This window comes from Marinobacter sp., assembly GCF_040904845.1.
GTDB lineage: Bacteria > Pseudomonadota > Gammaproteobacteria > Pseudomonadales > Oleiphilaceae > Marinobacter.
The window spans coordinates 1-12,076 of sequence record NZ_JBBDSR010000058.1 but is presented as its reverse complement, the minus strand read 5'-3'; the positions used below and the strand labels follow the sequence as shown (position 1 = coordinate 12,076).

The following is a 12,076-nucleotide window of genomic DNA, read 5'->3' as shown; positions in this document are numbered from 1 at the left end:
ACGAATTGAGGATGCTCCAGTGATTGACGACATCAGATCCGAAGCTGAGAAGAAAATGACAAAGAGCCTTGAGGCTCTGCACTCGGCGTTTAATAAAATCCGCACCGGCCGTGCCCACCCGGCCATTCTCGACAGTGTTATGGTGAACTATTATGGTCAGGCGACACCGTTGAAGCAGGTGGCTAGTGTCAACGTTGAGGATAATCGGACATTGGCGGTCTCTCCGTGGGAGAAGAACCTGATACCGGTGATCGAAAAAGCCATCATGACCTCTGACCTTGGCCTGAACCCCGCGACCAGCGGTGACCTTATTCGGATTCCCATGCCGATGTTGACGGAAGAAACCCGCAAGGAAATGGTCAAGCAGGCAAAAGCGGACGCCGAACACGGCCGGGTGTCCGTTCGTAACGCCCGTCGTGATGCCAACAGCATGCTCAAGGAGTTGCTGAAGGATAAGGACATCAACGAAGACGAAGAGCGCGGGGGCGAAGACGACATCCAGAAACTGACGGATCGCCACATTGCTGAGATCGAAAAGATGCTCAAAGCGAAAGAAGAGGACCTGATGGCGGTCTGATCAGCCAGGGTCTTATTCGGATGAAATTATCAGCCTGCGGGGCGCTGCCGGCTGAACAGGGGACTTCATGACGGAAACTGTATCCGCAGAGATTCCGGTGTCGGCCGATAGCCGGCCCCGGCATGTGGCCATTATCATGGATGGTAATAACCGCTGGGCAAAGGCCCGACGGCTGACGGGGGTGGCAGGGCACAAGGCCGGCGTCACTGCGGTGAAATCGGTAGTCGAGACTTGTGCGCGTGAAGGCGTTGAAGTTCTGACTCTGTTTGCGTTTTCCAGTGAGAACTGGCGGCGCCCTGCTGACGAGGTGTCAGCGTTGATGCGCCTGTTTCTGTTCGCGTTGGAGCGGGAAGTTAAAAAGCTGCACCGCAATAATATCCGCTTGCGTATCATTGGTGACCGCAGCGCCTTCAGTCATTCGCTGCAGGAGCACATGGAAAAAGCGGAACAGCTTACCCGGCACAACACCCAGATGACTCTGGTGATTGCCGCCAACTACGGCGGCCACTGGGACATCGCCCAGGCGTCCCGCCAGGTGGCTGAAAAGGTCAGGGCGGGTCTGGTTGAACCCTCAGACGTTAACGACTCTTTGATCCAGCAGCACCTTTCGATCGGGGATCTGCCCATGCCGGACCTGATGATCCGCACTGCCGGAGAGCAGCGCATCAGTAACTTCATGCTGTGGCATCTGGCGTATGCAGAGCTCTATTTCTCCCCGGTTTACTGGCCCGACTTCCTCGCCGATCAAATGCGCGAAGCGTTACGGGCTTATGCTGGGCGCCAGCGCCGGTTCGGCCAGACCGACGATCAGATTGCCGCCCGCCAGACGGAACAATAACGACAAGACAGCGAACTTTATTGTGCTAAAAACCCGGATTATTACTGCGCTCATTCTCGCCCCGATTGCGGTTGGTGGCATTTTTTTTCTGCCACCACTCGGCTTTGCCCTGTTTACCGGAGCCATCATCACCATTGGTGCCTGGGAGTGGGCGAACATGTCCGGGCTGACGTCGTCAGGTAGCCGTGTGGCGTACGCGGCGGTCGTCGCTGCGGTTATGTTCGGGTTGCTGCATGTGCCAGCGGTTGCGGTTCTTTGGCTGGCCCTCGGGTGGTGGCTGGTCTGCTTTTTGATGGTGCGAAGTTATCCAGCGGGCTCAGACCGCTGGGGTGGTGTGCCGGCCCGGGCAGTCATGGGCCTGCTGGTGCTGGTGCCGGCATGGGTCGGGCTCAACCATCTCAGAACAGGCTCGTTGGAGTTTGGCGATGTTGCCAACAACCTGCTGGTCATTCTTTACGTGTTCTGTGTGGTCTGGGTGGCTGATATTGGTGCCTATTTTGCGGGCCGGACGTTTGGTAAAGCGAAATTGGCCCCGCGGGTCAGCCCCGGTAAATCCTGGGCCGGTGTGTGGGGTGGGCTCGCCGCCGTAGCACTGTTTGCTGTGATTATCAGCCAGCTGGCGGCTGCGCCGGTGGATCAGGCCGTTTTGCTGGTGATTGCCAGCCTGGTGACCGGCTTTGTCTCGGTACTGGGTGATTTGCTTGAAAGCATGATGAAGCGGTTTCGCGGCATCAAGGACAGCAGCCAGTTGCTTCCGGGGCACGGTGGCATAATGGACCGGATCGACAGCCTGACGGCCGCCATACCGGTGTTCGCCCTGACGATTACCCAGCTTGGCTGGTTAACAGCCGGGAAATGGTGATATCACCTATGCGCAACATAACCATTCTGGGGGCCACCGGCTCAATCGGGCTGAGCACGCTTGATGTGATTCGCCGACACCCCGACCGTTTCAGCGTGCATGCGCTGGCGGCTAATACCCGGGTGGCTGAAATGGCCGCCTTGTGCCGGGAATTTCAGCCGAGCTGCGCCGTGATGGCAGACGCCAAAGCGGCCGATGCGCTGGCAGCCACGCTGTCTGATTTGCCCCATATCACCGTGCTTCAGGGCGAAGCCGGGCTGTGTGAGGTGGCTTCAGCAGCTGAGGTGGACACGGTCATGGCGGCCATTGTTGGCGCTGCCGGGTTACCGCCAACGCTGTCTGCTGTTCGTGCGGGCAAGCGAGTTCTGTTGGCCAACAAGGAAGCGCTGGTGATGTCTGGCCAGTTATTTATGGATGCAGTGGCGGAGTCAGGCGCAGAGCTTTTGCCCATCGACAGTGAACACAACGCGATTTTTCAGTGCATGCCAGCGGATCGGGTGCGTGATCCCGGCGGCGCGGGTATTACCCGGATTTTGCTCACGGCCTCTGGCGGCCCTTTCCGGGAACACTCGCAAGACGAGCTGAGAAGTGTGTCCCCGGCGCAGGCCTGTGCGCACCCGAACTGGTCCATGGGCCAGAAAATTTCGGTGGACTCCGCAACACTCATGAACAAAGGCCTTGAGCTGATTGAGGCATGCTGGCTATTCAATACCGACCCGTCCCGTATCGAAGTGCACGTGCACCCCGAGAGCATTATTCATTCGATGGTTGAATACGCTGACGGTTCGGTGCTGGCGCAGTTGGGCAGTCCGGATATGCGAACACCGATTGCTAACGGCCTGGCGTGGCCGGAGCGAATCGATGCGGGGGTGGCTCCGCTCGACCTGTTTGCCATCGGTCGGTTTCACTTTGAGCGTCCTGACCTGGATCGCTTTCCATGCCTACAGCTTGCTGCAGATGCGTTCAAGGCCGGCGGCACGGCTCCTGCGGTACTAAACGCGGCGAATGAAGAGGCGGTAGCGGCGTTTCTCGCAGGCAATCTTGGCTTTACGGATATCCCCGTTATTATCAGGCAGGTGCTCGCTGCAACAGACGTGGTGCCCGCCGCCAGTTTTGAGACTATTTTCGCCAAAGACGCAGAGGCTCGCCGGCTGGCGCGGGAACAGATACGATTACTGGTTGTCTGATGGTTGCCGTGGCATCAGTCAGACTGCCCCTCTAACACCGAGAGCACTATGCACATAGTACAAACCGTATTGGCTTTAGCACTGACGCTGGGCATTCTGGTCACGCTTCATGAGTTTGGCCACTTTTGGGTTGCCCGGCGTTGTGGTGTCAAAGTTCTGCGTTTTTCGGTCGGCTTCGGCAAACCCCTGTATTCCTGGTATGACCGCCACGGTACCGAGTTCGCTCTGGCCGCGATTCCGCTCGGTGGTTACGTCAAGATGCTGGATGAGCGAGAAGGCCCGGTTCCGGAAGAGCTGCGGGATCAGGCGTTTACCTCCAAGCCACCCTCCCGCCGAATTGCCATCGCCGCGGCGGGCCCGATTGCCAATTTTCTGTTTGCCATCGCCGCGTACTGGCTGTTGAGCGTTGTCGGCTTTACCACGGTAGCGCCGGTTGTCGGCGAGGTCCGGCCGGACAGCATTGCTGACCAAATGGGGCTTGCCCAGGGCATGGAGATCCACGAGGTGGACGGGCGCCAAGTCGCTTCGTGGCGCGATATCAACATGCGTTTGCTCGAAAGAGCGGGTGAGAACAGTCAGGTGGTGGTGTCGGTCAGCCGTGAAGGCCGCCGTGACGAGCTGTCCGCCTCTCTCGGTGGTTGGCGGCTTAAAGACGACAACCCTGACCCGCTTGGAGAATTCGGCATACAGCCGTGGCGCCCCGATATCCCAGCTGTGCTGGGTGAGGTGTCCAGCGGTGGCCGTGCTGAAGCAGCAGGTTTGCAGCCCGATGACCGGATTCTGGCGGTAGAGGGGGAGCCGGTTGCGGACTGGTTTGCATTGGTCGAGGCGATCAGGCAGTCTCCGGAACGTCCGTTGGGCTTGACGGTGGAGAGGGGTGGAGAATCGGTCGATCTTACCGTCACACCGGAGGCCAGAACAGACGGCAGCGGCGAGAGCATTGGATTTGTAGGTGCCGGTGTGGCACAGGTGTCCTGGCCCGATGAGGCGCTTCGGGATGTCCGCTTCGGCCCGCTGGCCGCGATTCCCAATGCGCTGAATGAAACCTGGTCTGATACCCGTTTGACGTTGGTGGCGATCCAGAAAATGGTTACAGGCCTGCTGTCGCCTACCAACCTGAGTGGTCCGATCACCATTGCGCGGGTTGCTGAGGCGAGTGTGACCTCCGGTTTTGAGGACTTTATACGATTCCTGGCATACCTGAGCGTGAGTTTGGGCGTGTTGAACCTGCTGCCGATTCCGGTGCTGGATGGTGGTCATATTGTGTACTACACCATTGAAGCGATCCGTCGGAAGCCAGTTTCCGAGCAGGTTCAGGCCTTTGGATTACGAATTGGTATGGTATTGATTCTTACATTAATGGTGTTTGCTCTTTACAACGACCTGATGCGGTTGTGAGAATTGCGGGCTCCTTACGCGCATTAACAGGCGAAATGACTGAATGAGACGTTCTCTTCTAGGTGTAGCTATCGGGCTGGCGTTGTCCGGTATCAGTATGCATTCGGCCCAGGCTGAGGAATTCACGGTTTCCGATATCGAGGTTGAGGGATTGCAGCGGGTGTCTGCTGGCTCGGTCTTTTCCGCTTTTCCGGTCAATATTGGCGAACCGGTCGATGAAACCGAGCTTGCCGGTGCCATCAAGGGTCTGTTCCGGACTGGGCTGTTTACCGACATTGAGGCGAGCCGCGACGGTGGCGTACTGATCCTCACTGTCAAGGAGCGCCCCTCCATTACGTCAATCGAGGTCGATGGCAACAAAAATATCGAAACCGACATGCTGATGGACGCCCTGTCCGGAGCGGGTCTGGAAGAAGGCCAAGTGTTCCGCCGTGCAACGCTGGAGCGTCTGGAACTGGAAATCCTGCGGTCGTACATCAGTCAGGGGCGTTACAATGCGCGCGTAAAGGCAACCGCTGAAGACCTACCCCGTAATCGTGTGGCCATCAGCCTCGATATCAACGAGGGCGACGTCGCCGCTATTCAGCACATGAATATCATTGGCAATGAAAGCTTCAGCGATGATGAGCTGCTGGACTTGTTCGAGCTCAGAACCACAAGCTGGTGGAATTCGATCACCAATTCCGACAAGTACGCACGGGAGCGTCTGAGTGGCGACCTGGAGTCTCTGCGTTCTTTCTATCTGGACCGGGGTCATCTGGACTTCAATGTCGAATCCAGTCAGGTGTCGATTTCACCCGACAAGCAACAGGTATTCATCGCCATTGCACTCAATGAGGGGCCGCAATACACGGTTTCCGACGTTCGGCTGCGGGGTGAGTTGATTGTTGACGAAGATGAGTTGCGTGACCTGATCTTTATCGAAGAAGGGGATGTGTTTTCCCGCGCTGAGACAACCGCCATATCCGAGCGCCTCTCCCGCCGGCTGGGCCGGGAAGGTTATGCGTTTGCCAACGTCAACGCAGTCCCGGAACCGGGCGATGACAACACCGCATCGGTCACCTTCTTTGTAGAACCCGGCAAGCGCGCGTATGTCCGCCGCGTTAACTTCGACGGAAATGTGTCGACCCGGGATGAAGTGCTGCGCCAGGAAATGACCCAGATGGAAGGGGGCGTGGCTTCTACCGACCGGATTGAGTTCTCCAAAACCAAGCTGGAGCGCCTCGGCTTCTTCCAGACAGTGGACGTTAACACAACGCCGGTCCCCGGCACCGACGACATGGTGGACGTGAACTACTCCGTGGTTGAACAGCCCACTGGCAGCCTTTCCGCGTCGGTGGGGTTCTCCCAGGCCTCCGGCGTTATTCTCGGGGCCAACGTGTCGGAGAACAACTTCTTTGGCAGCGGCAAGCGGGTGTCCTTTGGCGTTAACGTCAGTGATTCCATCAAGAGCGCCAACTTCTCCTACACCGACCCCTACTACACCGTCGATGGGGTCAGCCGGGGCTTCAGCCTGTTTGCCCGCGAAACCGACTTTGAAGAGCAGGACATTTCTTCCTACCTGCTGGATGAATACGGTGGCCGGCTGACGTTTGGCTACCCGACGGACCGGATAACCCGTCTGAATTTTGGTGTTGGCTACACCTTGTCAAAAATTCAGGAAGGGATATTTACCTCTGAAGAGGTCAGAGAATTCATTGACGAAGAGGGCAATGAATTCAACAACTACTTCCTCTTTGGCTCCTGGCGTCGCAGTACGCTGAACCGGGGTGTGCTGCCCAGTGACGGTTACAGCCATTCGCTGTCGGCCGATGTGGCCGTTCCGGGCAGTGACCTCACGTTCTATAAAGCCACCCATAAAACCGATTTCTACCAACCGCTGAACGACAATCAGACCTGGGTTTTGAGAGCGCGCACGGAAATAGGGTACGGAGATGGGTACGACGGTCGTGACGTCATGCCGTTTTATGAACATTTCTACGCCGGTGGCTATGGCTCTGTGCGAGGATACGAGGCAAACTCACTGGGTCCGAAAGCGACAAACAGTCCGAACGATCTGTCCGATCCGGACCCATTCGGGGGTAACCTGTTGACCGAAGCCAGTCTGGAACTGATTTTCCCGACGCCGTTTGCCGGTGATACCCGTTCAATGCGCACCGCGTTTTTCGTGGACGCAGGTCAGGTATTTGATGCTGACAGGGATTTCGATCCAGCTGGTGATGAAGTCCGGTTATCGGCTGGTATTGGCTTCCAGTGGATCACCGCCGTCGGCCCGCTTGCGTTCAGTCTGGCTAAGCCGTTGAACGACAAGAGTGGCGATGATACCCAGGTCTTCCAGTTCTCGTTGGGGCAGACGTTCTGATCAACGGACGATACAGTCAGAAAAATAAAACAGAGGAGAAAACGCATGTTCCGCTTTGCAATGATGGCCGCCATTTTGGGTTTGGCAGTGTCTTTTCCGGCTATGGCCGACACTCGCATTGGTGTAGTGGATCTCCGCCAGGCTCTATTCTCGTCAAACGAAGCCAAGACCTTCAGCGAGCGCTTGCAGCAGGATTTTGCCGATGACGAGGCCCAGGTTCGACAGGCGCAGGAAGAGGCGCGCAAACTGAAAGATCGCCTCGAAAAAGACGGCGCGATGATGAACGAGTCCGAGCGCACTGAGCTCACCGGGCAGTTCCAGGAAAAGGTGAAAGAATTCAATTTTCTGAAACAGCGTCTCGACTCCACGGTTGCCAATCGCAAGCAATCATTCCTCGAAGAAGCGCGCCCTGATGTGGACGCAGCCGTTAAGGAACTGCTCGAAGAGCATGACCTGGATATGATTCTCCCCAGTGAAGCGGTGGTCTATGTAAAGCCGGAGATGAACCTGACAGACGAGCTGTTGGAAAAACTGAACCGCTGATTGCGCCTGGTCCGGGCCGGCGCAACGATTCCCGCCGGCCTTACCTTCTGGAGTAAGTGATGACAGAGAGTTGTTACCGGTTGGGAGACATTGCCACCGAACTGGGCGCAGAGCTCAATGGCGATCCGGATACACCGATCAACGGCATCGCCACGTTGCAGGCTGCCGTTCCAGGCCAGATAGCGTTTCTTGCGAACCCGTCGTATGTCCGTTATCTGAAGAATACCCAAGCGTCTGCGGTGATCCTGTCCCCCTCAGTGGCCAGCGAATCTCCGACCAATGTCCTGTTACTGGATAATCCTTATCTCGGGTATGCTCGCCTCAGCCACTGGTTTGATCCAGTGCCCCGCCCGATCTCTGGCATCCATCCGACCGCTGTTGTGGACCCGTCCGCACGCATAGCTGACAGTGCGTCAGTTGGTCCTCAGGTTGTTATTGAGGCGAAAGCCGACATTGGGGAGGGTGTCGTGGTGGGTGCGGGCTCTGTTATCGGCGCGCGCTGCCACATTGGTGCTCATTCGGTGTTACGCCCCAGGGTGACCCTGGCTCACGAGACTGTCGTGGGGCAGCGGTGCCTGATTCAGAGTGGCGCCGTGGTGGGGTCAGACGGTTTCGGTTTTGCTAATGAAAAAGGTGTGTGGCATCGGATCGCCCAGATTGGCAAGGTCGTACTGGGCGATGATGTGGAGGTGGGTGCCAACACCACAATAGATCGCGGAGCGCTGGATGACACAGTCATTGGCGACGGGGTCAAACTGGACAACCTCATTCAGATTGCCCATAACGTCAGGATTGGCGACCACAGTGCCATGGCTGCCATGGTCGGAATCGCCGGCAGCACCCATATTGGAAAACATTGTGTGTTCGGTGGTGCCTCCGGTGTGGCCGGTCATCTGAATATCGCCGATCAGGTTCACCTGACCGGCATGACGCTGGTGACAGGTGACATCCGTGAGCCTGGCGTGTATTCATCCGGCACCAGCGCGGACAAAAACCGCCAGTGGCGCAAAAACGCAGTTCGCTTCCGCCAACTTGATACGATGGCGCGTAAGCTCAGGGAACTGGAAAAGAAATCAGAAGGCTGAGGCCGTTAAAGATGATGTATATCGAAGAAATTCTGGAATATTTGCCCCATCGATACCCGTTTTTGCTGGTGGACCGGGTTACCGAGGTTGAAAAGGGTAAATCCATTAAGGGATACAAGAACATTTCCTTCAACGAACCGTTCTTTACGGGCCATTTTCCGAACAAGCCGATCATGCCCGGAGTCCTGATTGTAGAGGCGATGGCGCAGCTTGCCGGCATTCTCGGCTTCGTGACGGTTGAACGGAAACCCTCTGACGGCGTGGTACAATATTTGGCTGGGACCAGTAAGGTGCGGTTCAAGCGCCCCGTGGTGCCGGGAGACCGACTCTGCATGGAATCGACCTTCATCTCCGGCAAACGCGGAATCTGGAAATTCGAGTGCCGGGCACTGGTCGATGGCGAAGTCGTCTGCGTGGCCGACATACTGACCGCTGAGAGAGAAGTTTGATGGCGACAAACGACTGGTCGGGCGTCCATCCTCAAGCGATTGTAGACCCATCAGCCAAACTGGCAGACAAGGTTACCGTTGGGCCCTGGACCTACATCGGACCCGAAGTGGAAATAGGCGAGGGTACCGAGATCCTCTCCCACGTGGTGGTTAAGGGGCCAACCCGTATTGGCCGTAACAATCGCATATTTCAGTTCTCCAGTATCGGCGAAGCGTGCCAGGACAAGAAGTACGCGGGCGAACCCACAACGCTGGTGATCGGTGACGACAACGTCATTCGTGAAAACTGTACGATTCACCGTGGCACCGTTCAGGACCGGGGTGAAACCCGCATCGGCAGCGGCAACCTGCTGATGGCTTACGTTCATGTGGCGCACGATTGCACCGTGGGTGACAACACCATCCTTGCCAACTGCGCCACGCTGGCTGGGCATGTCTGCGTTGGTGACTGGGCCATTCTTGGTGGTGGCACCATGGTTCACCAGTTCTGCCACATTGGCCAGCACAGTATGGCCGCCGGGGGCAGTATTGTACTCAAGGATATTCCGGCCTACGTCATGGCCAGCGGGCAGTCTGCAGCGCCTCATGGTATGAATGTGGAAGGCCTGCGCCGGCGCGGATTCAGTAAAGATGCGCTGTTGACCCTGCGTCGTGCGTACAAAGTGATTTTCCGGCAGGGCCTCACCACCGAGCAGGCCGTTGAAGAGCTGGAAAAAGCCTACCCGGACGTGGCGGAAGTCCGCCCGTTGATCGACTCCCTTCGTGGTGCACACCGCGGCATTATCCGCTGATCGGGGCCTGAATGGTGACGGACCAGACCCCCACTGCGGTCATTAGCGACCGACCCATCACGTTTGCCATTGTCGCCGGTGAAGCATCGGGCGATATCCTCGGTGCCGGCCTGATCCGCTCGCTACGGGCCCGCTATCCCCGCGCCCGGTTTGTGGGCATTGGCGGTGAAGATATGGAAGCCGCCGGCTTTCACTCACTGATCCCCATGGAGCGGTTATCCGTGATGGGGTTGGTGGAAGTGCTGGGCCGGATTCGTGAGTTGTTCAGCATTCGCGCCCGCCTGATGGATTATTTCCTGACCACCCCTCCGGATGTCGTCATTGGCATTGATTCCCCCGATTTTACTCTGGGCGTAGAGCGGCGCTGTCGCGACGCTGGCATTCCGACGGTTCACTACGTTAGTCCCTCGGTCTGGGCATGGCGGCAGAAGCGCATCTTCAAAATTGCCAAGTCTGTGAACCTGATGCTGACGCTTTTTCCTTTCGAGGCGCGCTTTTACGAAGAACACAATGTGCCTGTGGCCTTTGTCGGGCACCCTTTGGCCGACCGTATACCCTTAGAGCCAGACACTCTCGCTGCGCGTCGTGCGCTGGGTCTCCGGGAAAGTCAGCCCGTGCTGGCCATCCTCCCGGGCAGTCGTGGTGGCGAAGTGGAGCGCCTGGGCAGCCTGTTTCTTTCTGCCGCGCGGTGGATTCAATCATCGCGACCGGACCTGCAGTTGGTGATTCCCTGTGTGAATCGGGATCGGGAAAAGCAGGTGAGAGGGCTGGTTGAATCCCTGGAAGTGGATTTGCCGGTAACGATCGTACGAGGGCGCTCCCGGGAAGTGATGGCCGCAGCCGATGTGGTTCTGCTGGCATCGGGAACGGCAACGCTGGAGGCGATGCTGCTCAAAAAGCCGATGGTGGTTGGTTACCGGTTGAGTAACGTCAGTTACGCATTGTTGTCGCGTCTGGTGAAAGTGCCCCACGTTGCCTTGCCGAATTTACTGGCGCGCAAACCTTTGGTGCCTGAACTGCTGCAGGATGACGCAACGCCTGAAACTCTGGGTGCGGCAGTATTGGAGCGCCTGGAAAACGACGAGGAGCGCGCTTATCTGAAGGTCGAATTCACCGACTTGCACCACCAGTTGCGCCAGAATGCAGATGAGCGGGCGGCCGAGGCTGTTTCCCGGCTGGTGGAAGGTGTGGAAGGGAGCGTGCAGTGAGCAAATCTCCGTTGCCGCCGTTTCGGTGCGATTATACCGGCTGGCGACTCGCCGGCGTCGACGAAGTCGGCCGGGGCCCGTTGATTGGTGCTGTTGTGACGGCGGCTGTGATACTTGACCCAGCACGCCCAATTGCAGGCCTGGCAGACTCAAAAAAGCTCACTGAAAAGCGCCGGGAAGCATTGTATGAGCAGATTCTGGAGAACGCCGCCGCCTGGAGCCTTGGTCGCGCCGAGGCGGATGAGATTGATCGCCTGAATATCTACCAGGCCACGATGCTGGCTATGGAAAGGGCGGTTGCCGGCCTGGGCATTGCCCCGGAGTATGTGCTGGTGGACGGTAACCGGTGTCCGAAATGGCAGTGGCCGTCGGAACCGGTGATCAAGGGCGACGGTCGCGTTGAGGCGATCAGTGCCGCTTCGATTGTAGCCAAAGTGGTTCGCGACCGGGAAATGGCGGAGCTGGATGCGGTGTTCCCGGAGTTCGGGCTGGCAAAGCATAAAGGCTACCCGACGCCGGTCCATTTGGAGGCACTCAATCGCCACGGTGCGACCGTGCACCATCGGCGCTCTTTCCGGCCTGTGCAGGAAGCCATTGATACCGTGGGGCTCTATCGGGAGCAACCAACGGATGAGATGCATTATCCGGCGGATCTGTTTGAAAATATCGATTGACAGCTTCGGGGTGAATCCTTACTATACGCGCACGTTGATCGGGGGCATCCCCGGTAAACAACCAGTTTGATGCGGGGTGGAGCAGTCTGGTAGCTCGTCGGG

Annotated in this window: 12 protein-coding genes; all 12 read left to right on the top strand. The window is 57.7% G+C overall.

Annotated elements, in window-relative coordinates:
* The first annotated feature begins 19 nt into the window (after positions 1-19).
* The 12 genes from frr (at position 20) to rnhB (ending at position 11,974) form a co-directional block, all read left to right on the top strand.
* Positions 20-577 carry a ribosome recycling factor gene (gene frr, locus WD429_RS07150; protein WP_368421487.1) on the top strand — a complete coding sequence of 186 codons (558 nt, stop codon included), beginning with the start codon at positions 20-22 and terminating at the stop codon, positions 575-577.
* A 67-nt stretch (positions 578-644) separates the two neighbouring features.
* Positions 645-1,415 (top strand): polyprenyl diphosphate synthase, encoded by a 771-nt coding sequence (gene uppS, locus WD429_RS07145; RefSeq protein WP_368421486.1) that lies wholly within the window; start codon positions 645-647, stop codon positions 1,413-1,415.
* A 22-nt stretch (positions 1,416-1,437) separates the two neighbouring features.
* Positions 1,438-2,277 carry a phosphatidate cytidylyltransferase gene (locus WD429_RS07140; RefSeq protein ID WP_368421485.1) on the top strand — a complete coding sequence of 280 codons (840 nt, stop codon included), beginning with the start codon at positions 1,438-1,440 and terminating at the stop codon, positions 2,275-2,277.
* Entirely contained in the window at positions 2,277-3,464 is a 1,188-nt protein-coding gene (gene ispC / locus WD429_RS07135) for a 1-deoxy-D-xylulose-5-phosphate reductoisomerase (protein ID WP_368421508.1), read from the top strand. Before WD429_RS07140 ends, ispC begins: the two co-directional genes overlap by 1 nt.
* A gap of 48 nt (positions 3,465-3,512) precedes the next feature.
* Positions 3,513-4,862 carry an RIP metalloprotease RseP gene (gene rseP, locus WD429_RS07130; RefSeq protein WP_368421484.1) on the top strand — a complete coding sequence of 450 codons (1,350 nt, stop codon included), beginning with the start codon at positions 3,513-3,515 and terminating at the stop codon, positions 4,860-4,862.
* Positions 4,863-4,905: 43 nt separating this feature from the next.
* Positions 4,906-7,224 (top strand): outer membrane protein assembly factor BamA, encoded by a 2,319-nt coding sequence (gene bamA / locus WD429_RS07125; RefSeq protein WP_368421483.1) that lies wholly within the window; start codon positions 4,906-4,908, stop codon positions 7,222-7,224.
* Positions 7,225-7,269: 45 nt separating this feature from the next.
* Positions 7,270-7,767: an OmpH family outer membrane protein gene (locus WD429_RS07120; RefSeq protein WP_368421482.1), complete on the top strand. Its 498-nt coding sequence runs from the start codon at positions 7,270-7,272 to the stop codon at positions 7,765-7,767.
* 59 nt (positions 7,768-7,826) lie between these two features.
* On the top strand, positions 7,827-8,852 hold the full coding sequence (lpxD, locus tag WD429_RS07115) for a UDP-3-O-(3-hydroxymyristoyl)glucosamine N-acyltransferase (protein WP_368421481.1): 1,026 nt from the start codon (positions 7,827-7,829) through the stop codon (positions 8,850-8,852).
* 11 nt (positions 8,853-8,863) lie between these two features.
* Positions 8,864-9,301 (top strand): 3-hydroxyacyl-ACP dehydratase FabZ, encoded by a 438-nt coding sequence (gene fabZ / locus WD429_RS07110; RefSeq protein ID WP_368421480.1) that lies wholly within the window; start codon positions 8,864-8,866, stop codon positions 9,299-9,301.
* Positions 9,301-10,092 (top strand): acyl-ACP--UDP-N-acetylglucosamine O-acyltransferase, encoded by a 792-nt coding sequence (gene lpxA / locus WD429_RS07105; protein ID WP_368421479.1) that lies wholly within the window; start codon positions 9,301-9,303, stop codon positions 10,090-10,092. Before fabZ ends, lpxA begins: the two co-directional genes overlap by 1 nt.
* Positions 10,093-10,103: 11 nt before the next feature.
* Positions 10,104-11,300, top strand: coding sequence for a lipid-A-disaccharide synthase (lpxB, locus tag WD429_RS07100; protein ID WP_368421478.1), 1,197 nt, complete (start codon positions 10,104-10,106; stop codon positions 11,298-11,300).
* Positions 11,297-11,974, top strand: coding sequence for a ribonuclease HII (gene rnhB / locus WD429_RS07095; RefSeq protein WP_368421477.1), 678 nt, complete (start codon positions 11,297-11,299; stop codon positions 11,972-11,974). Before lpxB ends, rnhB begins: the two co-directional genes overlap by 4 nt.
* The last annotated feature ends 102 nt before the right edge of the window (positions 11,975-12,076 follow it).

What these genes read in the sequence shown, in the direction of transcription:
- uppS (WP_368421486.1), top strand. Translation starts at nt 645, where the DNA reads ATGACGGAAACTGTATCCGCAGAGATTCCGGTGTCGGCCGATAGCCGG.
- rseP (WP_368421484.1), top strand. Translation starts at nt 3,513, where the DNA reads ATGCACATAGTACAAACCGTATTGGCTTTAGCACTGACGCTGGGCATT.
- bamA (WP_368421483.1), top strand. Translation starts at nt 4,906, where the DNA reads ATGAGACGTTCTCTTCTAGGTGTAGCTATCGGGCTGGCGTTGTCCGGT.
- WD429_RS07120 (WP_368421482.1), top strand. Translation starts at nt 7,270, where the DNA reads ATGTTCCGCTTTGCAATGATGGCCGCCATTTTGGGTTTGGCAGTGTCT.
- lpxD (WP_368421481.1), top strand. Translation starts at nt 7,827, where the DNA reads ATGACAGAGAGTTGTTACCGGTTGGGAGACATTGCCACCGAACTGGGC.
- fabZ (WP_368421480.1), top strand. Translation starts at nt 8,864, where the DNA reads ATGATGTATATCGAAGAAATTCTGGAATATTTGCCCCATCGATACCCG.
- lpxA (WP_368421479.1), top strand. Translation starts at nt 9,301, where the DNA reads ATGGCGACAAACGACTGGTCGGGCGTCCATCCTCAAGCGATTGTAGAC.
- lpxB (WP_368421478.1), top strand. Translation starts at nt 10,104, where the DNA reads ATGGTGACGGACCAGACCCCCACTGCGGTCATTAGCGACCGACCCATC.